This is a genomic window from Streptomyces sp. NPDC104096 (genome assembly GCF_055584385.1).
This window is the reverse complement of record NZ_JBVJMD010000036.1, coordinates 1-26,208: the sequence shown is the minus strand read 5'-3', so window position 1 is coordinate 26,208 and position 26,208 is coordinate 1. Positions and strand designations below refer to the sequence as shown.

The window sequence follows — 26,208 nt, the reverse complement described above, 5'->3', positions numbered from 1 at the left end:
TCAGGCACTCGTACCTGACTTCAGTGTGCACCTGGCCTCGCCCCAGAGGCGGTTCCGGGCTGCTCCGGAAGCCGTGAAGCCTGCCCGGATCAGTAGGAGGAGCGCGTGCTCGCGTACCCCAGCAGCAGGATCACCGCCAGCACGCAGCCGAGCACCACGACGGTGGACTTCCACGACGAGCGCCGCGGTCCGGCCGGCCCGGGGTCCGCGCGGAACGGGACCGGCTCCGGAGGGTTGTCCCTCCAGCGCGCCGCGAGCATCCGGGCCCGCGCCGAGGGCTCCTTGTGCTCGGCCGCGCTCGCCCATCGGTGATCGAACTCGTGCTCGAAGTCATCGTGCTCGGACATCCCCGTTGCCTCTCCGCTTCCCTCTGCTTGCGAAACGCCGGGAGGATCTGATTCTCCCCCCTGTAGGAAGCCTGCGGGACCCGAAAGGTTGTACGCAAAGCCGAGGAAGTGGTCCGAGCGGGTCCCGCGGGCCCCGGAGGCCGGAAAAGCCGTCGGCCGGCCCTCCCGCACGGGAGGGCCGGCCGACGGCCCACAGACGGACCAGGGGAGCGGAAACCCGCTCTGACCTGGGGCGATATCACACGTCGAAGTACAGCTCGAACTCGTGCGGGTGCGGGCGGAGCTGGAGCGGGGCGATCTCGTTCGTGCGCTTGAAGTCGATCCACGTCTCGATCAGGTCGGACGTGAAGACGTCGCCCGCGAGCAGGAACTCGTGGTCGCGCTCCAGCGAGTCGAGGACGGCCGGGAGCGAGGTCGGGACCTGGGCCACGCCCGCGTGCTCCTCGGGGGCCAGCTCGTACAGGTCCTTGTCGATCGGCTCGGCCGGCTCGATCTTGTTCTTGATGCCGTCCAGGCCCGCGAGCAGCAGCGCGGAGAACGCCAGGTACGGGTTGCCGGAGGAGTCGGGCGCGCGGAACTCGACGCGCTTGGCCTTCGGGTTGGAGCCCGTGATCGGGATGCGCATGGCCGCGGAGCGGTTGCGCTGCGAGTACACCAGGTTGATCGGCGCCTCGAAGCCCGGGACCAGGCGGTGGTACGAGTTCACCGTCGGGTTGGTGAAGGCCAGCAGCGACGGCGCGTGCTTGAGGATGCCGCCGATGTAGTAGCGGGCCATGTCCGACAGGCCCGCGTAACCGGCCTCGTCGTAGAACAGCGGGGAGCCGCCGCTCCACAGCGACTGGTGGACGTGCATGCCCGAGCCGTTGTCACCGAAGATCGGCTTAGGCATGAAGGTCGCGGTCTTGCCGTTGCGCCAGGCGACGTTCTTCACGATGTACTTGAAGAGCTGGAGGTCGTCGGCGGCGGCGAGCAGCGTGTTGAACTTGTAGTTGATCTCGGCCTGGCCGGCGGTGCCCACCTCGTGGTGCTGGCGCTCGACCTGGAGGCCGGAGGCCGCCAGCTCCAGGGAGATCTCCGCACGCAGGTCGGCGAAGTGGTCGACCGGCGGGGTCGGGAAGTAGCCGCCCTTGTAGCGGACCTTGTAGCCGCGGTTGTCCTCCAGCGCGCCGGTGTTCCAGGCGCCGGCCTCGGAGTCGATGTGGTAGAAGGACTCGTTCTCCGAGGTCTTGAACCGCACGCTGTCGAAAACGTAGAACTCGGCCTCGGGACCGAAGTACGCGGTGTCCGCGATACCGGTCGACGCGAGGTAGGCCTCGGCCTTCTTCGCCACGTTGCGCGGGTCGCGGGAGTACTGCTCGCCCGTGATCGGGTCGTGGATGAAGAAGTTGATGTTGAGGGTCTTGTCCCGGCGGAAGGGGTCGACACGGGCCGTCGACAGGTCCGCGCGCAGCGCCATGTCGGACTCGTGGATGGCCTGGAAGCCGCGGATCGACGAGCCGTCGAAGGCGAGCTCCTCGTCCGGGTCGAACGCCTCGACGGGCAGCGAGAAGTGCTGCATGACACCCGGCAGGTCGCAGAACCGGACGTCGACGAACTTGACGTCCTCGTCCGCGATGAACTTCTTGGCCTCGTCGGCGTTCTGGAACATCCAGCTCCTCCTACTCCCGACCGTCCTGCCGGGGTGGTAGTTCGTTCGTGCGGCCAGTGCGGTGGCACACGGTGGCCTCGACACTAGGGATGGGTGATTTCTCCGGCGTGACCCGTTTGTTTCGCAGAAGTTAACCGGGTCCGGTTCCACCGTAGCCCCTGACCACCCCGGCGTCCCCCGGTCATATCCGGGCGCAGTACCGTGGGCGGGTGGACAACAGGCAAGCAATCGGATCGTGGCTCTCCGGGCCGCGGGCGGCCATGGAAGACGCGGGCGGCGATTTCGGATACCGGGGCGAGCAACTCGGCCTGCCGGAGGAGGGGCCCGGCTCGATCGCCCGCCCCGGACGGCGGCTCGGGGCCATCGCCGTGGACTGGGGCCTGTGCTTCTTGATCGCATACAGCCTGGTCACGGACGGCTATGACCCGCGTACCACCGGCAACTGGACGCTGCTCGTCTTCTTCGTCCTGGGTGTGCTGACGGTCGGCACGGTCGGCTCCACCCCCGGCAAGCGCCTCTTCGGGCTGCGGGTGGTCACGCTGGGGACCGGCACGGTCAACCCGCTGCGCGCCCTGGTGCGCACCGTGCTGCTGTGCGTCGCCGTCCCGGCCCTGATCTGGGACCGCGACGGCCGGGGGCTGCACGACCGGCTGGCCCGCACGGTCGAGGTGCGTATCTAGGACTTCCCGGAACGGCAGGACCGGAACGGCAAGAAGGGGCGCCCGGAGTGATCCGGGCGCCCCTTCTTCGTCGGAGGTCGTCGTACGGGGATCCGTACGCGGTGGCTCAGCGGCCGTTCGCCCCGCCCCTCGGCAGGCGCATGCCCTTCGGCATCGGGCCCTTGGGCAGCGGCATGTTGCTCATCAGGTCGCCCAGCGCGCGCAGCCGGTCGGTGGTCGAGGTGACCTGCGGGCCGGTCAGCACGCGCGGCAGCTTCAGCATGGTCGTGCGCAGCTTCTTCAGCGGGATCTGGCCCTCGCCGTTGCCGATGATCACGTCGTGCACCGGCACGTCGGCGACCACGCGGTTCATCTTCTTCTTCTCGGCGGCCAGCAGGGACTTCACCCGGTTCGGGTTGCCCTCGGCGACCAGCACGATGCCGGCCTTGCCGACCGCGCGGTGCACCACGTCCTGGCTGCGGTTCATCGCCACCGCGGGGGTGGTCGTCCAGCCCCGGCCGATGTTGTCCAGCACGGCCGCCGCCGCGCCCGGCTGGCCCTCCATCTGGCCGAAAGCGGCCCGCTCGGCCCGGCGCCCGAACACGATCGCCGTCGCGAGGATGGCGAGCAGGAGGCCCAGGATGCCGAGATAGATGGGGTGACCGATCAGAAAACCGATCGCGAGAAAGACACCGAAGGTGATGATGCCGACAGCCGCGAGTACAAGACCGATCTTCTTGTCGGCCTTGCGGGTCATCTTGTACGTCAGAGCGATCTGCTTCAGTCGCCCGGGGTTCGCGGCGTCCGCCGCGTTGTCCTTCCTCGCCATGCCACGAAGTCTACGTGCCCCTCGGGGCGACGACGACGGCAGTGCCCGCGGAGCGGGCGGAAGGGGGCGTCCGGGGACCTCAGGAACGCGCGGACGCGGACAGGGTCTCCTCGAGGACGCGCTCGGTCTCGGACCGGTCCTTGGCGCGGCGGCGGTCCTCCAGGACGGAGGTCCAGGCGTTGCGGCGGGCGGTGCGCTGGCCACCGCTCATGAGCAACGACTCGACCGCCCGCAGGGCGTCGGTGAAGGACGGGATCGCTGTGGCGTGTACGGGCGCGGCCTGCATCGTGGAAAGTCCCCTCGGTAGGTCACCGGGGCCCGGGCTCGGGCTACTGCGGGTTGGTCGCTGGTCTACGTGGTGTGACACCAGCGTCACTGATTGGTGTTACCAGGGCATGACCGACCGGTCAAACGGCCGTGAAGCCTTGATGCGGAGACCCGGACGGCCGACGCGGCCCCGACGGCGCCCTCATCTGCGAGGACGGTCGGGACCGCGTCGAATCGGCCGTTACTGGCCAGTAGTAACTTGTGCGTGAGTTCACACGCTTGTCTCGCACCCATTCGGGGCACGATCGCCGGCACTCCGTCAGACGGCCTGCGTGGCGATGTATGCTCCGCGCTTCTCCACGGCCATCTGGTACAGCCGGCCCGCCCGGTACGAGGAGCGGACCAGCGGGCCCGACATCACACCGGAGAAGCCGATCTGCTCGGCCTCGTCCTTCAGCTCGACGAACTCGTGCGGCTTCACCCAGCGCTCCACCGGGTGGTGGCGCACGGAGGGGCGCAGGTACTGCGTGATGGTGATCAGCTCGCAGCCGGCCTCGTGCAGCTGCCGCAGCGCCTCGCTGACCTCCTCGCGGGTCTCGCCCATGCCGAGGATCAGGTTGGACTTGGTGACCAGGCCGTAGTCGCGCGCGGCGGTGATCACCTTCAGGGAGCGCTCGTAGCGGAAGCCGGGGCGGATCCGCTTGAAGATGCGCGGGACCGTCTCGACGTTGTGCGCGAAGACCTCGGGGCGGGCGGAGAAGACCTCCGCGAGCTGCTCGGGGACCGCGTTGAAGTCGGGGGCGAGCAGTTCGACCTTGGTGCGGCCGGCCTCGCGCCCGGCGGTCTGCGCGTGGATCTGGCGGACCGTCTCGGCGTACAGCCAGGCGCCGCCGTCCTCCAGGTCGTCGCGGGCGACGCCGGTGATGGTGGCGTAGTTCAGGTCCATGGTGACCACGGACTCGCCCACGCGGCGCGGCTCGTCACGGTCGAGCGCCTCGGGCTTGCCGGTGTCGATCTGGCAGAAGTCGCAGCGCCGGGTGCACTGGTCGCCGCCGATGAGGAAGGTCGCCTCGCGGTCCTCCCAGCACTCGTAGATGTTCGGGCAGCCGGCTTCCTGGCAGACCGTGTGCAGGCCCTCGCTCTTCACGAGGTTCTGCATCTTCGTGTACTCGGGACCCATTTTCGCCCGGGTCTTGATCCACTCGGGCTTGCGCTCGATGGGGGTCTGGGCGTTCCGGACCTCCAGGCGCAGCATCTTGCGTCCGTCGGGTGCGACTGCGGACACATCGGCTCCCTGCTGATTGCTTTGAGTAGTCTTCGAATCTTCGGCGTACACCAGCGTACGCCTCGTGTTTGCCGGGCTCTGCCCGCCCGTGAGGCCAACCCCTCGGCCTCCGGTCGCATTCCCGGTCAGGCGGTCGCCTTCTCGATCTCGCGCGGCCTGAGGTCCGCGTTGCCCAGGACGTCGGCCAGGTGCCGTTCGGCCACCGGCAGCACCTCCTCGATGGTGAGGGCGCGGCCCAGCTCGTGGGCGAGGGAGGTCACACCGGCGTCGCGGATGCCGCACGGGATGATCTTGTCGAAGCTGGATGTGTCCGGATTCACGTTGAGGGCGAAGCCGTGCATGGTGACGCCCTTGGCGACCCGGATGCCCATGGCGCAGATCTTGCGGTCCTCGCGGCGCTGGCCGGCGTTCGAGGGCGCGTACTCCGGGCCGTCGAGGCGGGGGTCGAACTCCTCGTCGGTCAGCCGCGGGTCGAAGTCCAGGGAGAGGCCGCCGAGCGACGGCCGCTGCTCGACCGGGTCGCCCAGCACCCACACGCCCGCCCGGCCCTCGACCCGGCTGGTCTCGACGCCGAACTCGGCGCAGACGCGGATCATCGCGTCCTCCAGGCGGCGCAGATGGGCGACGACGTCGACCGGGCGCGGCAGCTTCTGGATGGGGTAGCCGACGAGCTGGCCCGGACCGTGCCAGGTGATCTTGCCGCCGCGGTCCACGTCGACCACCGGGGTGCCGTCGAGGGGGCGCTCGTTGTCCGCCGTGCGCCGTCCGGCCGTGTAGACGGGCGGGTGCTCCAGGAGCAGCACGGTGTCGGGGATCTCGTCGGCGAAGCGGGCCGCGTGCACCCGGCGCTGTTCGTCCCACGCCTCCTGGTACTCGACGGCGTCCGCGCCGAACCCCATACGGACGAACCGCAACTCACTCACGGCAAGCGCCTCCCTAGAAGGTCGTAAGGCACGAAACATGCCTACGCCACTGTACGTCCGACCGAATCCCGTCAGCCGCACGGTTAATCCTCACACGATCGGATGAATGAACGTCGAGATGTGCGATCGACTGCTTACGCTCAGCTACATTCGCGCCGTTCACGAGCCCATTTGGGCTGCTCACAGGCAATCCGGGCAACGCTGGGGCCAGCGAGGCCCGAAAGGCAGGAGACCGCACCGCAGATGACGGACCGACCCGCGCAGCGCACTCCCAACCGCCAGCTCGCCGCGCTCATCGCAGAAGCGGGGTTCTCCAACGCAGGTCTCGCCCGTCGCGTGGACCAGCTCGGTCTCGAGCACGGGCTCGACCTGAGATACGACAAGACCTCCGTGACCCGCTGGCTGCGCGGACAGCAGCCCCGGGGCACCACCCCCGCCCTGATCGCCGAGGTGTTCACCCGCCGGCTGGGGCGCCGGCTCTCCGCCCAGGAACTCGGCCTGGACGCCTGCGCCCCGGTGTACGCGGGCCTGGAGTTCGCGGGCACGCCCGAGGAGGCCGTCGACATCGTCAGCGGCCTGTGGCGCAAGGACTCCGGCAGCCACGCCGAGCTGCGCAAGATCGCGTTCACCCCGGCGGGGCTCGTCGTGCCCAGCCGGGACTGGCTGATCGGCCGGGCCGACGAACGGGTCGCCCGCGGCGAACCGCCCGCCCGGGTGCCGGCCCAGCCCGTGGCCCAGGTGTCGGCCCTGCTGCCGGGGCAGGTGCCGGCCCAGGTCCGCGCCGCCGTGCCGAGGCCGGCGCTCCCGCCCGAGCAGCAGGGACCCCCCGTCCGGCGGCGCGGCCAGAGCGAACGCGGTCCCGGCCAGCGCGTCAGCGGCGGCGACATCGCCGCGCTGCGCTCGGTGGGCGAGCTGTTCCGCACCCTCGACGACGCCTACGGCGGCGGCCACGCCCGCCAGGCCCTGGTGCGCTATCTGGAACACGAGTGCGAACCGATGCTGCGGGGCGTCTACGGCGAGCAGACCGGCCGCCGGCTGTTCGCCGCGGCCGCCGACCTGACCCGGCTGGCCGGCTGGACCTCGTACGACATCGCCGCGCACGGACTCGCCCAGCGCTACTTCGTGCAGGCGCTGCGGCTGGCCCAGGCGGCCGGGGACCGTGCGTACGGCTCGTACGTCCTGGTCACCATGAGCCGGCAGGCCGTCTACCTGGCGCACGGGCGCGAGGCGGTGCAGCTCGCGCGGGTCGCCCAGCAGGGCGTGGGCACCAGCGCCCCGCCGGTCCTCCAGGCGCTGCTGCACTCGGTCGAGGCCCGCGCGCACGGCGTGCTGGGCGAGGTGCGCGCCTGCACCGCCTCCCTGGTACGGGCCGAGCGGGCCCTGGAGGCGGCCCGGCCCGGGGACGAGGTGCCGTACTGGGCGCGGTTCTTCGACGAGGCGCAGCTCGCCGACGAGTTCGGGCACTGCCACCGGGACCTCCAGCAGTTCCGGGCCGCGGCCCAGCACGCCGAGCGCTCCCTGCAACTGCGCGCCCCCTCCTTCGCCCGCAGCCGGGTGTTCTGCCGGATCGTGCTCGCCACCGCCCGGCTCGGCCTCGGCGAACTCGACCAGGCCTGCCAGCTCGGCGCCGAGGCCGCCGGACAGGCGGCGGAGATGCGGTCGGTGCGGGCCACGGAGTACGTACGGGACTTCGAGCGGCGGCTGGAGCCGTACAAGGACGCGGCGCCGGTGCGCGGGTACCGCGACAAGGTGGCCGCCGTCCTCGGGTGAGCGGACGCGTACCGGCACGGGCCGGCCGCCGCCCGCCCCGGGGCGGGCGGGTGGCGGCCGGTCCGGACGAGCGGGCGGCGGCGGGCCGGTTCAGGCCGCCGTGCGCAGCGGCTCCGCCGTGTGCATCGGCCCCGCCGCGCCCAGGTCCGCCAGGATCGCCGCCGAGGCCCGTCGGCCCGAGTGCAGCGCGCCCTGCACGGTGCTGGTGTCGCGGTGGTCGCCGCACACGTACAGCCCCGCCAGCAGCCGTACCGCCCGGCGCAGGTCGTGCGGCGGGCGCATCGCGGGCACCGCGTCGGCGGCGTGGTGCACGGCGAGGGTCTCCCAGCGCGCGGTGGAGGTGCCGTACATCCGCGCCAGATGGATCCGTACGGCGGTGTCGAGGTCGGCCGGCGGGGGGCCCAGCACCGTGGACGAGACCAGCGCCCGGCCCGCGGGAGCCCGGCTGGGGTCGACCTGGCTGACCACCGCGGTGTGCGCGACGGGGCCGCCGCGGTCGGCGTCCAGCAGCAGGGACGCGCCGGTCCGAGGCGGCTCGTCGGTGGCGTGGTGGACGACCGTCACCGGGTGGAACTCCGGCACGCGCAGACCGGGCAGCAGTTCGGCGGCGCTGCGCGCGTCGGTGGCCACCAGGACGGCGCGGCAGCGGAACACGCCGTGCTCCGCGGTGGTCACCGCGTTGGTGGCGACCGAGGTGACCCGCACCCCGGTGTGCAGGGTGCCCGGCGGCAGGGCCCGGGCGAGCAGTTCGGGCAGTGCCTCGGCGCCGCCCTCGGGCAGGCACAGCCGGCCCGAGGCGAAGGCGCGCAGCGCGAGGTCCGCGCACCTGCTGGAGGACGTCAGGTCCGGGTCGCACAGCAGGGCGGCGAGCAGGGGGCGCAGGAAGCCGTCGACCGTCCGCGCGGGCACACCGCGGGCGGCGAGGGCGAGGCCCGCCGGGGCCTCGGGGCGGGACAGCAGCCGTTCGAGGGGCGTGTGCGCGATCCGGGTGAGGGCGGCGCCGAGCCGGGCCTGGTCGACGGCGGTCCCCAGCGGGGCGCCCGCGCGGGCCCGGGGCACGGACGCGCCGCGAGGGGAGCCGCCGCGGGGCCGGGGCAGGGGCCTGGGCAGGGTGGTGGACGGCCTGGGGGCGGTTGCGAGGGCGCGCACGGCATGGAGTGCGCCCCTTGCGCTCCCTCCGCCCGCCGGTGCGCCCGCCCGGCGCCGACGGCCGTCGCTGTGCAGCAGGACGCCCGGGGCGAAGGGGCGCAGCACGAGCCCGTCGAGCCCCGGGGTGCGGTGCAGTTCGGGATACGCCGTGTTCAGCAGCTGTCCGATCCGGTCCAGCCGGAAGCCGTCGACCTTCTCGGTCGACATGCGGCCGCCCGGGCAGGGGGCGGCCTCCAGGACTGCGGTCGTGATTCCTGCGCTGGTCAGCCGATGTGCCGCCGTGAGGCCGGCGATGCCGGCTCCCACGACGACGACGTCTGCCTGGTACGCGGGCTCAAGCACGTGCCCCTCCTCGAGGTTGCGCGGCCGGTGGAGACGTCATGCCCCCAACGGGCGTCCGGGATGCCCGAGTTCGGATCGAGGTTAGGGCGGTGATCGGTCAGCGGCAGTCGCGCATGGACAGAGCACGGTCGCACGGCGGTCGCATACGGTCGTCTCCGGAGTCAGGCCGCCCGGATCGTGTCCTCGATCCCCGGAAACGCAAAGGCGAACCCCGACTCCAGCAGCCGCTTGGGCACCACCCGTTGGCTGCCCAGCACCTCTCCGGCCAGCTCCCCGAGGGCCGCCCGCAGCACCGCCTGCGGCACCGTGAAGAGGGTCGGCCGGTTCAGTACGCGCCCCATCGCCGCGGTGATCTCACGGTTCGTCAGCGGCTGCGGGGCCGTCAGGTTGAACGGCCCCGACAGGTCCTCGCGCGCGAGGAGATGCCGGATCGCGGCCACCTCGTCGTGCAGCGAGATGTACGACCAGTACTGCCGCCCGTCGCCCATCCGCCCCCCGAGCCCCGCCCCGAACAGCGGGAACATCCGCTGCCAGGCCCCGCCCCCGCGCGCCACCACCAGCCCGGTCCGCGGGAACACCGTCCGCACGCCCGCCTCCCGCGCGGGCGCCGCGGCCGCCTCCCACTCCACGCACAGCTCGGCCAGGAAGCCCCGCCCGGCCGGCGCGTCCTCGTCGACGATCCGGTCCCCGGTCTCCCCGTAGAAGCCGATCGCGCTGCCGTTGACGAACACCCGCGGCGGCCGGTCCAGCGCGGCCACCGCCTCCGCCAGCGCCGCCGTACCCAGCACCCGGCTGTCGTGGATCTCCTTGCGGCGCGCCTCCGTCCAGCGCCGGTCGCCGACCCCGGCGCCCGCCAGATTGACCACGGCGTCGCAGCCGTCGAGCCCGGCCGTGTCCACGTACCTTCCTCCGGGGTCCCAGCAGACCTCGTGCCCGCCCCGGGCCGCACGGCGCACCAGCCGCACCACCTCGTGCCCGTCCGCGGTCAAGGACCGCACCAGAGCACCGCCGATCAGACCGGAGGCGCCCGCCACCGCGATTCGCTTGCGTTCCATACCGTCCATCCTCACCGGTCGGGCCGGCGAAAACCCATGACGCGACCCGCCGTTCCCGGCCGGGGTGCCCGTTCCGGACGCCGTGCGGGCTCCGCTGCCCCGCGTCGTAGGCTGCCCCCATGCCGGTGCCCGAGATACGCCCTGCCCTGTTCGACGTACGCCTGGCCACGTTCGACGACGAGGAGCCCCTCGGCCGTCTCGACCGCGCGGTCTGGTCGTACCTGCACGCGGTCGGCCCGCCGCCGCGGCAGCCGTACGAGCCGTTCTTCACCGAGCGCACCGGGCCCCGGGACCATCTGGTCGCCGAACTCGACGGCCGGGTCGTCGGCTACATCCGCCTGGGCCTGGCCACCTCGCTCGCCTCGAACGCGCACGTCCGCCAGATCCGCGGCCTCGCCGTCGCCGAGGAGGCCCGCGGCCGGGGCGTCGGACGCGCGCTGCTGCGCGCCGCCGTGGTGGAGGCCCGCCGCCAGGGCGCCCGGCGGATCAGCCTGCGCGTCCTCGGGCACAACACGGCGGCCCGTGCGCTGTACGCCTCCGAGGGCTTCGTCGTCGAGGGCGTGCAGCCCGAGGAGTTCTTCCTGGGCGGCGAGTACGTCGACGACGTACTGATGGGCCGCCCGCTGTGACGCCCAGGACGTGATCGGCGGGCGTGCCGTGACGTCCAGGACGGGAGCGGCGGCCCGCCGCGGCGCTCAGGACGTGATCAGCTCGCCGGTGTCCACGGGTGCCGTCGAGCGCGCCGCGCGCTCCGCGTCGGAGGAGACCTCGGCCGCCGTCAGCACGTAGCCGGTCTCGTGGTCCGAGGTGGAGCGCGCGAAGACGACGCCGTACACCCGCCCGTCGGTGGTCAGCAGCGGGCCGCCGGAGTTGCCCGGCCGCACGGTCGAGCGGATCGAGTAGATCTCCCGGGTGACGACGGAGTCGTTGTAGATGTCCCGGCCGGTCGCCTTCATCCGGTTCGCGACCGTCGCCGCCTGGAGGTTCAGGTCGCCGTCCTGCGGATACCCCGCGACCACCGCCGCCTCGCCGCGCCCGGCCTCGTCGTCGAGGCGCAGCACGGGGGCGCGCAGATCGGGCACGTACAGCACCGCCACGTCCTTGTCCGGGTCGAACAGCACCACCCGGGCCCGGTACGACTGCCCGACGCCGCCGACGCGCACGCTCGGGCGGTCGATGCCGGCCACCACGTGCGCGTTGGTCATCACATGCTCCGCCGCGTACACGAAACCGCTGCCCTCGCGGCCCTGGTCGCCCGAGGAGCCCTCGATCTTCACCGTGCTCCGCTCGGCCGCGCGGGTCGCGCGCGGGGTGACGTTGTCGCCGGAGGGCTCGGCCACCTGCGCGGTCGACTCGTTCTCGAACGGGTTGAAGACCTGCGGGAAGCCCGCCTGGGTCAGCGCCGACGTGGCGTTCGAGAACCAGGCCGGAGTGGTGTCCGGCATCACCCGCTGCACCCCGCCGAGCAGCGCCGAGTCACGGATCGCCGTCGTCACCAGCGGGGACGAGGACGCGCCCAGGACGCTCGCGGCCACCCACGCCACGAGCAGCACGGCGACCGTGTTCGCCGCGGCCCCGCCGATCCCGTCCGGCACCCGCAGCGGCCCCCGGTCCAGCTCCCGTCTCAGCTTCAGCGCCAGCCGCCCGGCCAGCTCGTGCCCCACCGCCGCGGGCACCAGCACCGTCAGCACCGCGGTGACCGTCGCCGCCGTCGTCCCCGGCGTCACCAGGCGCATCACCCACGGCAGGATCCACACGCCGATCACCGCGCCGCCCACGAACCCGGCGAGCGACACACAGCCGGCCACCAGCCCACGCCGGTAGCCGGACCCGGCGTAGGCCAGGATCACCAGCAACAGCACCAAGTCGAGCAGGTCCACGGAGCCGCCTTTCTCTCGGACCCCTCAAGGGGCGTCTCCTAGTACGCGCGGGACGGTCCCGGTGATCAGCCGCGCGCGGCCGGCCGAGCGGAGGCCGCCGCGTACGCGTGTACCCACAGAAACGCCACGGACCGGGACGATGGTTCCACCGAGTGGCACAGCGCATATCGCGGACGATGTCGTGCGCCCCGACAGTGGGACCATGTGTGTCTTCAGACCCGGCTTTCGAAGAGTGCGTGGGAAACGAGAACGGCGTTTCCCACGGGTGCCGAGCCCCGTGCTGGTGCTGCTGGCCTGTCTGCCCGGGTTCACCGCCCTCGTCGCGCTGGCGCTGTACGCGGGCGGTGGCGACGGCGCCGCGACGGCCTCCCTCGCCGCCCGGCCCGAGCACCCGGCCCTCAGCCAGAGCCCGCACGCCGTCCACACCGCGGCGAAACCGCGCATCGTGCCGCGCTCCGGCTGGCTGGACGCCACCGCCTCGCACCCGCAGCCGCCGCCGCGCTACGACGACAAGGTCGTCGCCGTCTTCATCCACCACACGGACTCGCCCAACGGCTACGCCTGCGCCGACGCGCCCCGCATCATCCGCTACCTGTACTCGGGCCAGACCGGCGCCCGCGACTGGGACGACATCGGCTACAACTTCGTCGTCGACCGCTGCGGCACCATCTACGAGGGCCGCGCGGGCGGTGTCGACCGCGCCGTCACCGGCGCCCACACCCAGGGCTTCAACCACCGCACCGCCGGCATCGCCGCGCTGGGCACCTTCACGGACGGGGTGGCCGTGCCCAAGGCGATGACCGACTCGATCGCCGCGCTGGCCGCCTGGAAGCTGGGCCTGGCCGACATCGACCCGCGCATCAAGGTGCGCCTCGTGTCCAGCAACAACCTCAGCCGGTACCCGGCCGGCCAGGCCGCCATGCTGCCCGCCCTGGCGGCGCACCAGGACGGCTTCATGACCAGCTGCCCCGGCGCGGCCCTCATCGCCAAGCTGCCGGCCATCCGGCAGGCGGCGGCACGGCTCCAGGGCAGGACACCCACAGCGACGCCACAGACGGGCCGCAGGGTCCTCAGATGACGGCGGCCTACGGTCGGTGGCGACAGCAGCCGACCGGAGGCGGGGAACTCATGAGCAGCAGGCGTACGACCGACCGCCGCACGGACACCACGGAGCGGGACGCCGGCCGCCCGGGGGCCGCGCGCAGCCCGTGGGCGGTGCTCTGCGCGGTCGCGACCGTCGTCCTGGGACCGGCCGCGGTGACCGCGTCCGCCCTCGACCAGGCCAACAGGGCACCGCTGCACCACGCGGTGAACGCCGAGCAGCCGCAGGCGTACCTCCCCTCGGACCCGGGCCGCCGGCGCGCGTCCGTGTGAACACCGCTCGAGGTCGGTACGAGCGGCTAGCCCCGGAAGCGGTCCCACAGTCTGGGGTAGCGCTCCGCGAGGGCCTGCTCGCTCTCGAAGTCGATCGGCGCGCCCTCGGGCTCCGCGGGCGGGGCCGGGATGCCCAGGTCCGGGGCGACGGTGCCGGTGAGCTGCTCGTAGGCCTCGTCGGCCGCGAAACCGAGCTCCTCGCCGTCGCCGTCGATCTCCTCGTCGAACTCGCCCAGCAGGTCGGCCAGCGAGTCCGGGCCGTGCAGCGCGCCCTCGAAGACGTCCCGGCCCTGGCCGATCAGCCAGCACCGGAAGAAGTCGAACGCGTCGTCACTGGCCCCGTCGAGCAGCACCCAGGCGGCCCCCCACAGGTCCCAGGTGTAGGCGCGGTTGTAGCGGGACTCGAAGTGACGTGCGAAGTCGAGCACCGAGTCCGGGTCCAGCCGCAGCAGTCGGTCCGTCAGCACGTCGGCCTGCTCCTCGGGGTCGCCGTCGGCGGCCTCGCGGGCGGTGTCCACGAGTTCCCAGAACTCCGTCTCGTCCATCACGGGTCCAGCATCGTGCCTGGCGGAGGGCGACGCACGTGGAGTGCGGCGGATCGTTATGAGCGGTACAGCCCGGCGAACCGCGCCGCGTCCCGCGCGAACCGCTCCCGCAGCCCCGCGGGCGCCAGCACCTCGACCTCGGGCCCGAGCCCGGTGAGCTGACCGTGGGCGACCTCCTCGGACTCCACCGGCAGGGTCGCCGTCACCCAGCCGTCCCGGTCCGGGGCGCCCGCGGCCGCCAGCGCCCGCCGGGCGGCGCGCGGATCGACGGCGTACGGCAGTCTGCGTATGCCTTCGCCGGACAGCCGCACCACGACCTCGGCCCGCAGCAGGGAGCGCGCGAACTGCTCGGCGCGCTCCTGCCAGAAGGCGGGCAGGTCGAACGCCTCGTCGCGGGTGAAGCGCTCCTCGTGGGCGGCCACCGCCGTGAACCGGTCGATCCGGTAGACCCGCAGGGCGCCGCCGTCCGCCACCCGCGCGCACAGGTACCAGACGCCCGCCTTGAGCACGAGCCCGTACGGCTCCAGCTCCCGCTCGACCTCCTGCCCGACCTCCTGCTCGGTCTCCCTCTCGGTCTTCCGCCCGACCTCCCGCCCGGCGTCCCGGGCGGGCTCCCGTCCGGCCACGGGCCCGGCCCGCCCACCGCGCTCCGTGCGCCGGTAGCGGGCCGTGATCCGTCGGTCGTCCCACACGGCGTCCGCCACGGCGGGCAGCAGCCCGGGCGTGGCGGGCTCGGCGAACCAGTTGGGGGCGTCGAGGTGGAAGCGCTGCGCCGCCGAACGCGAGGCGTCCCGCAGCGAGGGCAGCAGCGCCGCCGACACCTTCAGCCGGGCGGCCGAGGCCGCGTCCTCCAGCCCCATCTCCCGCAGCGCCCCCGGCACCCCGCTCAGGAACAGCGCCTCGGCCTCGCCGCGGGCCAGCCCGGTCAGCCGCGTACGGTATCCGCCGACCAGCCGGTACCCGCCGGCCCGCCCCCGCTCCGCGTACACCGGGACCCCCGCCTCGGACAGGGCCTGCGCGTCCCGGGTGACGGTCCGCTCCGAGACCTCCAGCTCCCCGGCCAGCTCGGCGGCGGTCATGGAGCTCCGGGACTGGAGCAGCAGGACCATCTTGATCAGCCGGGCAGCGCGCATACCGTCATGATGCCGGGCCCCACCGACAGCGCGGGGGACGCGTCCGGGGCACATGACAGTGGAGGGGCACGGCGGTCGGTCGCCGTGCCCCTCCACCGGATCCAGTGTTACAGGCCGTACCGGTCCCGTGCTTCCTTCACCGCGGTCGCCTTGACCTCACCGCGCCGGGCGAGCTGCGCCAGCGCCGCGACGACGACCGACTGGGCGTCGACGCCGAAGTGGCGGCGGGCCGCCTCGCGGGTGTCCGACAGGCCGAAGCCGTCGGCGCCCAGCGACGACCAGTCCTGCTCGACCCACTGCGCGATCTGGTCGGGGACCTGGCGCATGTAGTCGGAGACCGCGAGCACCGGGCCCTCGGCGCCGTGCAGCGCCTGACGGACGTACGGGACGCGCTCCTCGCCGCGCAGCAGGGCCGCGTCGGCCTCCAGCGCGTCGCGGCGCAGCTCGGTCCAGGACGTGGCGGACCAGACGTCCGCGGCCACGCCCCACTCCTCGGCGAGCATCCGCTGCGCCTGGAGGGTCCAGTGGATGGCCGTGCCGGAGCCCAGCAGCTGGACGCGCGGGGGGTTGGCCCCGGCCACGTTCAGACCCGCCGACTCCGCCGTGTTGAAGCGGTACAGGCCCTTGACGATGCCCTCGTCGATGCCGAGGCCGGACGGCTTGGCCGGCTGCGGCATCGGCTCGTTGTAGACGGTGAGGTAGTAGAAGACGTTCGGGTCCTCGCCCGGGGCGGCCTCGCCGTACATGCGGCGCAGACCGTCCTTGACGATCGTCGCGACCTCGTAGGCGAAGGCCGGGTCGTACGTCAGGGCCGCCGGGTTGGTCGCGGCGATGACGGGGGAGTGGCCGTCCGCGTGCTGGAGGCCCTCACCGGTCAGCGTGGTGCGACCGGCCGTGGCGCCGACCAGGAAGCCGCGGCCGAGCTGGTCGGCGAGCTGCCACATCTGGTCGGCGGTGCGCTGCCAGCCGAACATCGAGTAGAAGATGTAGAACGGGATCATCGCTTCGCCGTGCGTGGCGTACGCGGTGGACGCGGCGATGAAGTCGGCCATCGAACCGGCCTCGGTGATCCCCTCGTTGAGGATCTGGCCGTTCTTGGCCTCCTTGTAGTACATCAGCTGGTCGCGGTCGACCGGCTCGTACGTCTGGCCCTTGGGCGAGTAGATGCCCAGCGACGGGAAGAGCGACTCCATACCGAAGGTGCGCGCCTCGTCGGGGACGATCGGCACCCAGCGCCTGCCCGTCTCCTTGTCGCGGACCAGGTCCTTGATCAGGCGGACGAAGGCCATGGTGGTGGCGACGTTCTGGGAGCCGGAGCCCTTGTCGAAGGAGGCGAACGCCTTCTCGGCGGGGGCCGGCAGCGGGGCGAGCGCGTGCGTGCGGCGGGCCGGGGCGGGTCCGCCGAGCGCCGCGCGGCGCTCCTGGAGGTAGCGCACCTCGGGGGCGTCCGCGCCCGGGTGGCCGTAGGGGACCACGCCGTCGGCGAACTTGCTGTCCGGGATGGGGAGTTCGAGCAGGTCGCGCATCGTCTTGAACTCGTCCACCGTCAGCTTCTTCATCTGGTGGTTGGCGTTCTTCGACGCGAAGCCCTCGCCCAGGGTGTGGCCCTTGACGGTCTGCGCCAGGATGACGGTCGGCGCGCCCTTGAACTCCAGCGCCGCCCGGTAGGCCGCGTAGACCTTGCGGGACTCGTGGCCGCCGCGGGAGAGGTGGAAGCAGTCGAGGATCTTGTCGTCGCTCAGCAGCTTCGCCATCTCGACGAGCGCCGGGTCCTTGCCGAAGAAGTCCTCGCGGATGTAGGCGGCGCCGCGCGTCTGGTACGTCTGCACCTGGGCGTCGGGTACCTCGCGCAGTCGGCGTACGAGCGCGCCGGTGGTGTCCAGCTGGAACAGCTCGTCCCAGGCGGTGCCCCAGAGCGACTTGACGACGTTCCAGCCCGCGCCGCGGAACTGGGCCTCCAGCTCCTGCACGATCTTGAAGTTCGCGCGGACCGGGCCGTCGAGGCGCTGGAGGTTGCAGTTGATGACGAAGGTCAGGTTGTCCAGACCCTCGCGGGAGGCGAGCGCGAGAGCCGCCGTCGACTCGGGCTCGTCCATCTCGCCGTCGCCGAGGAACGCCCAGACGTGGGAGTCGGAGACGTCCTTGATACCGCGCGCCGTCAGGTAGCGGTTGAAGCGGGCCTGGTAGATCGCCGACAGCGGGCCGAGGCCCATGGAGACCGTCGGGAACTCCCACAGCCAGGGCAGCCGCCGCGGGTGCGGGTAGGAGGGCAGGCCGTTGCCGGCCGCCTCCTGGCGGAAGTTGTCGAGGTGGTGCTCGTTCAGCCGGCCGTCGAGGAAGGCGCGGGCGTAGATGCCGGGGGAGGCGTGGCCCTGGATGTAGAGCTGGTCGCCCGAGCCGTCGGCCTCCTTGCCCCGGAAGAAGTGGTTGAAGCCGGTCTCGTACAGCCAGGCCGCGGAGGCGAAGGTGGCGATGTGGCCGCCGACGCCGTGCTTCGCGCCGCGGGTCACCATGGCGGCCGCGTTCCAGCGGTTCCACGCGGTGATGCGGGCTTCCATCTCCGGGTCACCGGGCACGGTCGGCTCGGCGGCGGTCGGGATGGTGTTGACGTAGTCCGTCTCCAGGAGCTTGGGCAGCGCGATGCCGTTGCCCTCGGCACGCTCCAGCGTGCGGCGCATCAGGTATGCCGCACGGTGCGGCCCGGCCGCCTCGGCGACCGCGTCCAGCGAGGCCTGCCACTCGGCGGTCTCCTCCGGGTCACGGTCCGGGAGCTGGTCGAGCGCGCTCGGCTGGATGGCGTTGGGGTCGGTCATTACGCCGCCTTCCTCAGTCGAAGGGGGTTCCCTGTGAGGTCTTTCGGGGGGTTGCCCTTGGTCTTTGGCAGGACAGGGCATGGGCTTTCTGGTGGAAGCCCGTCGGTGACTCTAACCCCCTGATCGATGATCGATCAAAGAGTCGAGGGCAAAATCTCTTGATGACGAGAAAGTCGGCACCGCGTGCCCTTCGGGCAGGCACGCGGTGCCGACTTTTTTCGCTGATTCCGCTCGGATTCCCGCAGGTGAGCGCGGCTGTGCTCGGCTGCGCCCGGTCGTGTCAGGGGCGTGTCAGGGGGGTGTCAGGGGCGCGGAGCGCAGCCCAGGACGTGGGCCTTCACGAGCTCCGCGATACGCGGGTCGCGGCGCAGGAACGCCTGCACCAGCTCCTCGTGCTCCTCGGCGTACGACTGCTGCACCGTCCCCAGCCAGCGGATCGACAGCGCCGTGAACACCTCGATGCCGAGCCCCTCCCAGGTGTGCAGCAGCACCGAGTTGCCGGCCGCCCGCACCAGCTCCCGGTGGAAGCCCACGGTGTGCCGCACCTGGGCCGTGCCGTCCGCCTTGCGGTCGGCCTCGTACAGCGCGGCGACATGCGGCTCCAGGGCCGAGCAGTCCGCCGCCAGCCGGTCCGCCGCCAGCTCCGCCGCGATGGCCTCCAGACCGGCCCGAACGGGATAGCTCTCCTCCAGATCGGCCGCGGTCAGGTTGCGCACCCGTACGCCCTTGTTGGGCGCCGACTCGATCAGCCGCAGCGACTCCAGTTCGCGCAGCGCCTCGCGCACCGGCGTCTGGCTGACCTCCAGCTCGGTCGCGATCCGCCGCTCCACGATCCGCTCGCCCGGCTGCCAGCGCCCGCTGACGATCCCCTCCACGATGTGCTCGCGGATCTGTTCGCGCAGCGAGTGGACGACGGGCGCGGTCATGAGAGCTCCTTAGGGAGGGACCCACAGGCCCCCGGGGGCGTTTGACCATTAGACAATAAGGCCGCGGACACGTCCCGCAGGGGCGCATCGGGGCGCTTTCGCGCAGGTGAGACGAGGCTTACACGCTGTCCACGGCCGTTGACCCGCCGGACATACGCCGGTGCCCCCGGCCGGAGGTTCCGGCCGGGGGCACCGTGGGAGCGCCGTGCGAGGACTGCTCCTCCAAGCCTCCCGCAAGGACTACAGGCCGAGCTCGATCTCGAACTCGCCGGCCTCCAGGATCGCCTTGACCGCGGTCAGGTAACGCGCGGCGTCGGCACCGTCCACCAGGCGGTGGTCGTAGGACAGGGTCAGGTACGTCATGTCGCGGACGCCGATGACCGTGCCCTCCTCCGTCTCGATGACGGCCGGGCGCTTGACCGTGGCACCGATGCCCAGGATCGCGACCTGGTTCGGCGGCACGATGATCGTGTCGAACAGCGCGCCGCGCGAGCCGGTGTTGGAGATGGTGAAGGTCGCGCCGGACAGCTCGTCCGGGGTGATCTTGTTGGCGCGGACCTTGCCCGCCAGGTCGGCGGTGGCCTTGGCGATGCCGGCGATGTTCAGGTCGCCCGCACCCTTGATGACCGGGGTCATCAGGCCCTTCTCCGAGTCCACCGCGATACCGATGTTCTCGGAGTCGAAGTAGGTGATCGTGCCCTCGGCCTCGTTGATCCGGGCGTTGATGACCGGGTGGGCCTTCAGCGCCTGGGCCGCCGCCTTCACGAAGAACGGCATCGGGGAGAGCTTGACGCCCTCGCGGGCCACGAAGGAGTCCTTCGCCTGCGCGCGCAGCTTCATCAGACGGGTGATGTCGACCTCGACGACCGAGGACAGCTGGGCCTGCTCGTGCAGGGCCTTGACCATGTTGTCGCCGATGACCTTGCGGATGCGAGGCATCTTGACGGTCTGGCCGCGCAGCGGGGAGACCTCCAGCGCCGGGGTCTTGCGGGCGGCCGGGGCGGCGGCGGCCGGAGCCGGGGCAGCGGCGGCGGCCTTCGCGGCCTCGGCGGCGGCGAGGACGTCCTGCTTGCGGATACGGCCGCCGACGCCGGTGCCCTTGACGGCGGACAGTTCGACACCGTTCTCGGCGGCGAGCTTGCGCACCAGCGGGGTCACGTAGGCGCCGTCGTCACCGGCGGTGGCGGCCGGGGCCGGGGCGACCGGCGCGGGGGCGACCGGCGCGGGGGCCGGAGCGGCGACCGGGGCCGGAGCCGCGACCGGAGCAGGGGCGGCGACCGGGGCGGGCGCGGGGGCCGGAGCGGCCGGAGCCACCGGGGCGGCGGGGGCCGGAGCGGCGGCGGGCGCCGGGGCGGCGGGGGCCGGAGCCGCGGGGGCCGGAACCTCAGCCACGGCCGGGGTGGCGCCAGCCGCTCCGATGACGGCGAGCTTGGCGCCGACCTCGGCGGTCTCGTCCTCGCCGACCACGATCTCCAGCAGCACGCCGGAGACGGGCGCCGGGATCTCGGTGTCGACCTTGTCCGTGGAGACCTCGAGCAGGGGCTCGTCCTCCGAGACCTCCTCGCCGACCTCCTTCAGCCAGCGGGTGACGGTGCCCTCGGTGACGGACTCGCCGAGCGCGGGCAGGACCACGTCCGTGCCCGAGGCGCCGGCGGCCGGGGCGGCGGCCGGCGCCGCAGCGGGGGCGGGGGCGGCGGCCGGGGCGGGGGCCTCGGCCACGGGGGCCGGGGCGGCGGCCGGAGCCGCAGCCGGCTCGGCGGCCGGAGCGGGGGCGGCGGCGGGCGAGCCCGTGCCGTCGTCGATGACGGCGAGCTCGGCGCCGACCTCGACGGTCTCGTCCTCGGCGACCTTGATGGAGGACAGCACACCGGAGACGGGGGAGGGGATCTCGGTGTCGACCTTGTCGGTCGAGACCTCGAGCAACGGCTCGTCGACCTCGACGCGCTCACCCTCGGCCTTCAGCCAGCGGGTGACGGTGCCCTCGGTGACGCTCTCGCCGAGCGCCGGAAGGGTTACGGAAACCGCCATGGTTTCGGTTGCTCCTAACGAATTGCGGAAGTCTGTGTGTGGCGTCTTCGACCGAGGGTCAGTCGTGCGCGTGCAGGGGCTTGCCGGCCAGCGCCAGGTGGGCCTCGCCGAGCGCCTCGTTCTGCGTCGGGTGGGCGTGGATGAGCTGGGCCACCTCGGCGGGCAGCGCCTCCCAGTTGTAGATCAGCTGGGCCTCGCCGACCTGCTCGCCCATCCGGTCGCCGACCATGTGGACGCCGACCACGGCGCCGTCCTTCACCTGGACGAGCTTGATCTCGCCGGAGGTGTTCAGGATCTTGCTCTTGCCGTTGCCGGCCAGGCTGTACTTGAGCGCGACGACCTTGTCCGCGCCGTAGATCTCCTTGGCCTTGGCCTCGGTGATGCCCACGGAGGCGACCTCGGGGTGGCAGTAGGTCACCCGGGGGACACCGTCGTAGTCGATCGGGACGACCTTCTGGCCGGCCAGGCGCTCGGCGACCAGCATGCCCTCGGCGAAGCCGACGTGCGCGAGCTGGAGCGTCGGGACCAGGTCGCCGACGGCGGAGACGGTGGGAACGTTCGTACGCATGTACTCGTCGACCAGGACGTAGCCGCGGTCCATCGCGACGCCCTGCTCCTCGTAGCCGAGGCCGGCCGAGACCGGGCCGCGGCCGACGGCGACGAGGAGGACCTCGGCCTCGAACTCCTTGCCGTCCGCGAGGGTGACCTTGACGCCGTTCTGGGTGTACTCGGCCTTGGAGAAGAAGGTGCCCAGGTTGAACTTGATGCCGCGCTTGCGGAACGCGCGCTCAAGAAGCTTGGAGGAGTTCTCGTCCTCGACCGGGACGAGGTGCTTGAGGCCCTCGATGACGGTCACGTCGGCACCGAAGGACTTCCACGCCGAGGCGAACTCGACGCCGATGACGCCGCCGCCCAGGATGATCGCGGACTGCGGCACGCGGTCCAGGACGAGGGCGTGGTCCGAGGAGATGATGCGGTTGCCGTCGATCTCCAGGCCCGGCAGCGACTTCGGCACGGAGCCGGTCGCCAGCAGGACGTGGCGGCCCTGGACGCGCTGGCCGTTCACGTCGACGGAGGTGGGGGAGGACAGCCGGCCCTCGCCCTCGATGTACGTCACCTTGCGGGACGCGATGAGACCCTGGAGGCCCTTGTACAGGCCCGAGATGACCCCGTCCTTGTACTTGTGGACGGCCGGTACGTCGATGCCCTCGAAGGTGGCCTTGACGCCGAACTGCGCGCTCTCGCGGGCCTGGTCGGCGATCTCGCCCGCGTGCAGCAGGGCCTTGGTGGGGATGCAACCCCGGTGCAGGCAGGTACCGCCGACCTTGTCCTTCTCGATCAGGGCGACGTCCAGACCCAGCTGCGCCCCGCGCAGGGCCGCGGCGTAACCACCGCTGCCACCGCCGAGGATCACTAGGTCGAAAACGGTGCTGGCGTCGTTCGCCACGTCACGTCCTCCATGCATGTGCGCCACGCCGGTCTCCAGTGACCGGTCGGCGGCTGGTGTCCGGCCGCTCTTTTGCGTTCGGCCCTTCGGTGGGGGCCCTGTCCTGCCGAGCCCCATCTTCGCACTTGTCGAGGGTGGACGAGACGCGGGGCCTGAGTGTGAGGCGTCCCACGTCCGGTCGTGGCGACCGGGGGAGCGCTCCCCCGAACGGCCGGGGGACCGCGCCGATCAGCGGCTGGGCCGCGGGTCCGCGGCCGGCCGCACCCGGTCCGCACCGCCGTACCCGGAGGTGGGCGGGGCGGGCCGAGTGATCAGACGCACAGTCCCCCTGCCGGAGCGGGCCGCGGTCCTCAGCCGAGGTCGCCGGCCGCCGTGAGCTCGGCGAGACGCACCAGGGTGCGCACCGCGCTGCCGGTACCGCCCTTGGGCGTGTAACCGAAGGGCCCGCCCTCGTTGAAGGCCGGTCCCGCGATGTCGAGGTGCGCCCAGGTGATGCCCTCGCCGACGAACTCGCGCAGGAAGAGGCCGGCGACCAGGCCGCCGCCCATCCGCTCGCCCATGTTGGCGATGTCGGCGGTGGGGGAGTCCATGCCCTTGCGCAGGTGCTCCGGCAGCGGCATCGGCCAGGCCGGCTCGCCGACCTCCTCGGCGGCCTCGTGCAGCGCGCTGCGGAAGGAGTCGTCGTTCGCCATGATGCCGAAGGTGCGGCTGCCCAGCGCCAGCACCATCGCGCCGGTCAGGGTCGCCACGTCCACGACGGCGTCGGGCTTCTCCTGGGAGGCCGCCCACAGCGCGTCGGCGAGGACCAGGCGGCCCTCGGCGTCGGTGTTGAGGACCTCGACGGTCTTGCCGCTGTACATGCGCAGCACGTCACCCGGACGGGTGGCGGAACCCGACGGCATGTTCTCGGCCAGCGCCAGCCAGCCGGTGACGTTGACCTCCAGGCCCAGGCGGGCGGCCGCGACGACCGCGGCGAACACGGCGGCGGCACCGCTCATGTCGCACTTCATCGTCTCGTTGTGACCGGCGGGCTTCAGCGAGATGCCGCCCGAGTCGTAGGTGATGCCCTTGCCGACGAAGGCGAGGTGCTTGTCCGCCTTCGAGGAGGTGTACGAGAGCTTGACCAGGCGCGGGCCGGAGGCGGAGCCCCTGCCGACGCCGAAGATGCCGCCGTAGCCGCCCTTCTCCAGGGCCTTCTCGTCGAGCACCTGCACCTTGAGGCCGTGCTCCTTGGCCGCGGCCTGGGCGATGGCGGCGAAGGCCGCCGGGTCCAGGTCGTTCGGCGGCATGTTGATCAGGTCGCGGGCGCGGTTGAGCTCCTCGGTGACGGCCGTGGCGCGCTCGACGGCGGCCTTGTGCTCCTTGTCGCGGGACCTGCCGCCGAGCAGCGCGGCCTCGGCCAGCGGGGCCTTGCCGGCCCGGGCCTTGGCGTCCTTGCCGTTCTCCTTGTAGGCGGTGAAGGCGTACGCGCCGAGCAGCACGCCCTCGGCGATCGCGCCCAGGGCGGCGGCGTCGGTGAGGGGCAGCGCGAAGGCGGCCTTCTTGACCCCGGTGAGGGTGCGGGCGGCCACGCCGGCGGCCCTGCGCAGCGCCTCGGCGTCGTAGGCGGCGTCCTTCTCGGGCTGCGCGCCCAGGCCGACCGCCACCACGAGGGGGGCCTTGAAGCCCGTCGGTGCGGGCAGCTTCGTCACCTCGCCCTCGGCACCGGAGGCGCCGAGGGTCTCGAGGACGCCGGCGAGCCTGCCGTCGTAAGCCTGGTCCACGGCCTCGGCGCCCGGTGCGACGACCGGACCCTTCGAGCCCTTGGCGACACCGATCACGATGGCGTCGGCCCGGAGACCGGGCGCCGCGGCGGTGCTGAGAGTGAGAGCAGTCACGGTGGTGGAATCTCGCTTCCGGTGAGGAGTGTCTGTGGCCGAACTGTGTGGGTCGACCTGGCCCGTGTGCCGACCTGGCGGGCCGGCGGGAGCGGTCTCCACCAGGGCCCTCACCGGTGCGGCGGACCGGTGCGGACGTCTGGGAGGAGCCTACGCGCGTAAGGGCTTTCGCTCATTCCTGCGGGCGTTCACCCGTCGGTGGCGTCGTCGTCACTTCCCGATCCTCGCACTCCCCGCCCCGGGCCACACCCGGCGGGTCGCGAACGGCCTCGCGCCGCCCGGACCGCGCCACGGGCGGGCCGCCGCAGGCGTCGCCGTCGGGGCCCGGTCCGTGGCGCCTTCCGGGGCGCGGCCCGCGAGCCGCCGTCGCGCCGACTCCCGTACGGCCCGGCGGAGTTCGCTACGAAGCCGGTGCCGCCTCGGGAGCGGGCGTGGACGCGGCTCGGCCGCGGCCGAGCCCGAACCCGGTCACCGCCGTGCCGGCCACCCGGTCGGCGAGGGAGCGGCGGCCGGGCAGCAGGACCGGCAGGGCGTTGAGGAAGAAGACGGCGACCGCCACCGCCCACATCGTCAGCGACAGCAGGAAGCGGCCCTCGACGAGCAGCACGCAGGCGACGGCGTACACCGCGACGTCCGCGGCGGTGGTCACCGCGGCCCGCAGCGCGGCCCGGCGCGGGGCGGTGCGGTCGACCTTCAGGCCGAGCAGGCCCTTGCCGAGGGTGCGTCCGGCCAGGGCGAGACAGGCCCACTGGTAGAGGAAGGTGGCGACGACCAGCACGCCGAAGGCCTCCTCGACGTACCGCACCGCCTTGTTCCACAGGGACAGCCCGAAGTGCTCCCCGGCGCCGACGACGTCGCCGCGCGAGGCCAGCAGGTCGAGGCCGCCGCGGGTGGCGAGTTCGGGCACGTCGGTGACGAGCCCGGAGATCCGGTGGAAGGTGAGCACCGCGAGCGCCGACGCCCCCGCGAGCACCAGCGCGAAATCGATGAACCAGGCCATGGCGCGGCGCAGTTTCGGCACGAACGTCCCCCGATCGTGATCATCCGTCCGTGTGAGGCGCAACAGACTAGTACGTCGCAGGCCGCGCTCCGTTCGAGGGGCGAGCGCCGGCCGACGGCGAACCAGGGCGTGTTTCGAAAGTCCCGTCTGCCCGGCGGCGTCTGGCACGCACTCCCCCAGAGGGGGCACCCCCAGCCGCGTTGTCGGGATCACTCCGATACGTCCAGTATCGGGGTGATCCTCCGTCTTGCGATCGCACGCACCAGACGCCGCCGGGCCCGCCCTTCGGGCGGACGACGCCACTTTCGAAACACGCCCTAGTGTTCCGAGTCGGGAATTCTGTTCAGATATGAGGCGAGGCGTTCGAGGATCTCGTCCGCAGTCTTCGTCCAGACGTAGGGCTTGGGGTCGGTGTTCCAGGCGGCGATCCAGTTGCGGATGTCCTTCTCCAGGGCCTGGACGGACCTGTGGACGCCTCGCCTTATCTGCTTGTTGGTCAGTTCGGCGAACCAGCGCTCGACGAGGTTCAGCCAGGACGAGCCGGTCGGCGTGAAGTGCAGATGGAACCGGGGGTGGGCCAGCAGCCACTTCTTGATCGCAGGGGTCTTGTGGGTGGCGTAGTTGTCGCAGATCAGGTGGATATCCAGACCGGCAGGCACCTCTTTGTCGAGCTTGATCAGGAACTTCTTGAACTCCTCCGCCCGATGTCTGCGGTGCAGGGAGCCGATCACTTTGCCGGTGGCGACCTCGAGCGCGGCGAACAGCGTGGTGGTGCCGGCACGGACGTAGTCGTGGGTCGCCCGCTCGGGAACCCCGGGCATCATCGGCAGCACGGGCTGGGACCGGTCCAGTGCCTGGATCTGCGACTTCTCGTCGACGCAGAACACCAGGGCCCGCTCGGGCGGGTCCAG

The 26,208-nt window shown here is 72.3% G+C and carries 23 protein-coding genes; 5 read left to right on the top strand and 18 right to left on the bottom strand.

Annotation, left to right across the window (positions count from 1 at the left end; genetic code table 11):
* Nucleotides 1-89 precede the first annotated feature (89 nt).
* Both ACZ60B_RS29070 and glnA read right to left on the bottom strand, forming a co-directional pair.
* Nucleotides 90-347, bottom strand: a complete 258-nt coding sequence (locus ACZ60B_RS29070) for an SCO2583/SCO2584 N-terminal domain-containing protein (RefSeq protein WP_469392020.1) — start codon at nucleotides 345-347, stop codon at nucleotides 90-92.
* 238 nt (nucleotides 348-585) lie between these two features.
* Complete coding sequence (gene glnA / locus ACZ60B_RS29065; protein ID WP_152889348.1) at nucleotides 586-1,995, bottom strand: type I glutamate--ammonia ligase; 1,410 nt, start codon at nucleotides 1,993-1,995, stop codon at nucleotides 586-588.
* 209 nt (nucleotides 1,996-2,204) lie between these two features.
* On the opposite strand from glnA, the gene ACZ60B_RS29060 reads away from it, so the two are divergent.
* Nucleotides 2,205-2,675, top strand: coding sequence for an RDD family protein (locus tag ACZ60B_RS29060; RefSeq protein ID WP_469392017.1), 471 nt, complete (start codon nucleotides 2,205-2,207; stop codon nucleotides 2,673-2,675).
* Nucleotides 2,676-2,781: 106 nt separating this feature from the next.
* Here ACZ60B_RS29060 and ACZ60B_RS29055 read toward each other — a convergent pair whose 3' ends face one another.
* From ACZ60B_RS29055 to lipB, 4 genes are all read right to left on the bottom strand, one after another.
* Nucleotides 2,782-3,483: a DUF4191 domain-containing protein gene (locus tag ACZ60B_RS29055; protein ID WP_469392015.1), complete on the bottom strand. Its 702-nt coding sequence runs from the start codon at nucleotides 3,481-3,483 to the stop codon at nucleotides 2,782-2,784.
* Nucleotides 3,484-3,562: 79 nt separating this feature from the next.
* A complete protein-coding gene (locus ACZ60B_RS29050; protein WP_469392013.1) occupies nucleotides 3,563-3,769 on the bottom strand; it encodes an SCO2195 family GlnR-regulated protein in 207 nt (68 codons plus the stop codon).
* A gap of 300 nt (nucleotides 3,770-4,069) precedes the next feature.
* Entirely contained in the window at nucleotides 4,070-5,035 is a 966-nt protein-coding gene (gene lipA, locus ACZ60B_RS29045; protein ID WP_162468769.1) for a lipoyl synthase, read from the bottom strand.
* A 125-nt stretch (nucleotides 5,036-5,160) separates the two neighbouring features.
* Complete coding sequence (lipB, locus tag ACZ60B_RS29040) at nucleotides 5,161-5,958, bottom strand: lipoyl(octanoyl) transferase LipB (protein WP_384733488.1); 798 nt, start codon at nucleotides 5,956-5,958, stop codon at nucleotides 5,161-5,163.
* Nucleotides 5,959-6,201: 243 nt separating this feature from the next.
* On the opposite strand from lipB, the gene ACZ60B_RS29035 reads away from it, so the two are divergent.
* Nucleotides 6,202-7,728, top strand: coding sequence for a regulator (locus ACZ60B_RS29035; protein WP_469392010.1), 1,527 nt, complete (start codon nucleotides 6,202-6,204; stop codon nucleotides 7,726-7,728).
* Nucleotides 7,729-7,818: 90 nt separating this feature from the next.
* Here the strand turns inward: ACZ60B_RS29035 and ACZ60B_RS29030 are convergent, their stop codons facing one another.
* Both ACZ60B_RS29030 and ACZ60B_RS29025 read right to left on the bottom strand, forming a co-directional pair.
* Nucleotides 7,819-9,219: an NAD(P)/FAD-dependent oxidoreductase gene (locus tag ACZ60B_RS29030; protein ID WP_469392008.1), complete on the bottom strand. Its 1,401-nt coding sequence runs from the start codon at nucleotides 9,217-9,219 to the stop codon at nucleotides 7,819-7,821.
* Nucleotides 9,220-9,380: 161 nt separating this feature from the next.
* Nucleotides 9,381-10,274: a TIGR01777 family oxidoreductase gene (locus ACZ60B_RS29025; protein WP_469392006.1), complete on the bottom strand. Its 894-nt coding sequence runs from the start codon at nucleotides 10,272-10,274 to the stop codon at nucleotides 9,381-9,383.
* A gap of 119 nt (nucleotides 10,275-10,393) precedes the next feature.
* On the opposite strand from ACZ60B_RS29025, the gene ACZ60B_RS29020 reads away from it, so the two are divergent.
* Nucleotides 10,394-10,903 carry a GNAT family N-acetyltransferase gene (locus tag ACZ60B_RS29020; protein ID WP_469392003.1) on the top strand — a complete coding sequence of 170 codons (510 nt, stop codon included), beginning with the start codon at nucleotides 10,394-10,396 and terminating at the stop codon, nucleotides 10,901-10,903.
* Nucleotides 10,904-10,969: 66 nt separating this feature from the next.
* On the opposite strand, the gene ACZ60B_RS29015 is transcribed toward ACZ60B_RS29020, so the two are convergent.
* Nucleotides 10,970-12,154, bottom strand: coding sequence for a MarP family serine protease (locus ACZ60B_RS29015; RefSeq protein WP_469392001.1), 1,185 nt, complete (start codon nucleotides 12,152-12,154; stop codon nucleotides 10,970-10,972).
* Nucleotides 12,155-12,419: 265 nt separating this feature from the next.
* Here ACZ60B_RS29015 and ACZ60B_RS29010 point away from each other — a divergent pair, with 265 nt between their 5' ends.
* Together ACZ60B_RS29010 and ACZ60B_RS29005 are read left to right on the top strand one after the other, a co-directional pair.
* Nucleotides 12,420-13,232 (top strand): peptidoglycan recognition protein family protein, encoded by an 813-nt coding sequence (locus ACZ60B_RS29010; RefSeq protein WP_469391999.1) that lies wholly within the window; start codon nucleotides 12,420-12,422, stop codon nucleotides 13,230-13,232.
* A 50-nt stretch (nucleotides 13,233-13,282) separates the two neighbouring features.
* Complete coding sequence (locus tag ACZ60B_RS29005; protein WP_469391996.1) at nucleotides 13,283-13,528, top strand: hypothetical protein; 246 nt, start codon at nucleotides 13,283-13,285, stop codon at nucleotides 13,526-13,528.
* Nucleotides 13,529-13,554: 26 nt separating this feature from the next.
* On the opposite strand, the gene ACZ60B_RS29000 is transcribed toward ACZ60B_RS29005, so the two are convergent.
* The 9 genes from ACZ60B_RS29000 to ACZ60B_RS28960 form a co-directional block, all read right to left on the bottom strand.
* Nucleotides 13,555-14,073, bottom strand: coding sequence for a DUF4240 domain-containing protein (locus ACZ60B_RS29000; protein ID WP_469392117.1), 519 nt, complete (start codon nucleotides 14,071-14,073; stop codon nucleotides 13,555-13,557).
* 56 nt (nucleotides 14,074-14,129) lie between these two features.
* Complete coding sequence (locus tag ACZ60B_RS28995; protein ID WP_469391994.1) at nucleotides 14,130-15,206, bottom strand: helix-turn-helix transcriptional regulator; 1,077 nt, start codon at nucleotides 15,204-15,206, stop codon at nucleotides 14,130-14,132.
* A gap of 107 nt (nucleotides 15,207-15,313) precedes the next feature.
* Entirely contained in the window at nucleotides 15,314-18,019 is a 2,706-nt protein-coding gene (gene aceE, locus ACZ60B_RS28990) for a pyruvate dehydrogenase (acetyl-transferring), homodimeric type (RefSeq protein WP_469391992.1), read from the bottom strand.
* A 302-nt stretch (nucleotides 18,020-18,321) separates the two neighbouring features.
* Entirely contained in the window at nucleotides 18,322-18,945 is a 624-nt protein-coding gene (locus ACZ60B_RS28985) for a GntR family transcriptional regulator (RefSeq protein WP_392617076.1), read from the bottom strand.
* A gap of 240 nt (nucleotides 18,946-19,185) precedes the next feature.
* Nucleotides 19,186-20,973, bottom strand: a complete 1,788-nt coding sequence (gene sucB, locus ACZ60B_RS28980) for a 2-oxoglutarate dehydrogenase, E2 component, dihydrolipoamide succinyltransferase (RefSeq protein ID WP_469391989.1) — start codon at nucleotides 20,971-20,973, stop codon at nucleotides 19,186-19,188.
* A 58-nt stretch (nucleotides 20,974-21,031) separates the two neighbouring features.
* Entirely contained in the window at nucleotides 21,032-22,420 is a 1,389-nt protein-coding gene (gene lpdA, locus ACZ60B_RS28975; protein WP_469391987.1) for a dihydrolipoyl dehydrogenase, read from the bottom strand.
* 350 nt (nucleotides 22,421-22,770) lie between these two features.
* The gene (locus ACZ60B_RS28970) at nucleotides 22,771-24,297 is read right to left on the bottom strand and encodes a leucyl aminopeptidase (RefSeq protein WP_469391985.1); all 1,527 of its coding nucleotides are present in this window, start codon (nucleotides 24,295-24,297) and stop codon (nucleotides 22,771-22,773) included.
* Between the two features lie 400 nt (nucleotides 24,298-24,697).
* On the bottom strand, nucleotides 24,698-25,318 hold the full coding sequence (locus ACZ60B_RS28965; RefSeq protein WP_469391982.1) for an RDD family protein: 621 nt from the start codon (nucleotides 25,316-25,318) through the stop codon (nucleotides 24,698-24,700).
* A gap of 296 nt (nucleotides 25,319-25,614) precedes the next feature.
* Nucleotides 25,615-26,208: IS630 family transposase (locus ACZ60B_RS28960; protein WP_469391980.1), on the bottom strand; the 594-nt coding region annotated here is incomplete at its 5' end.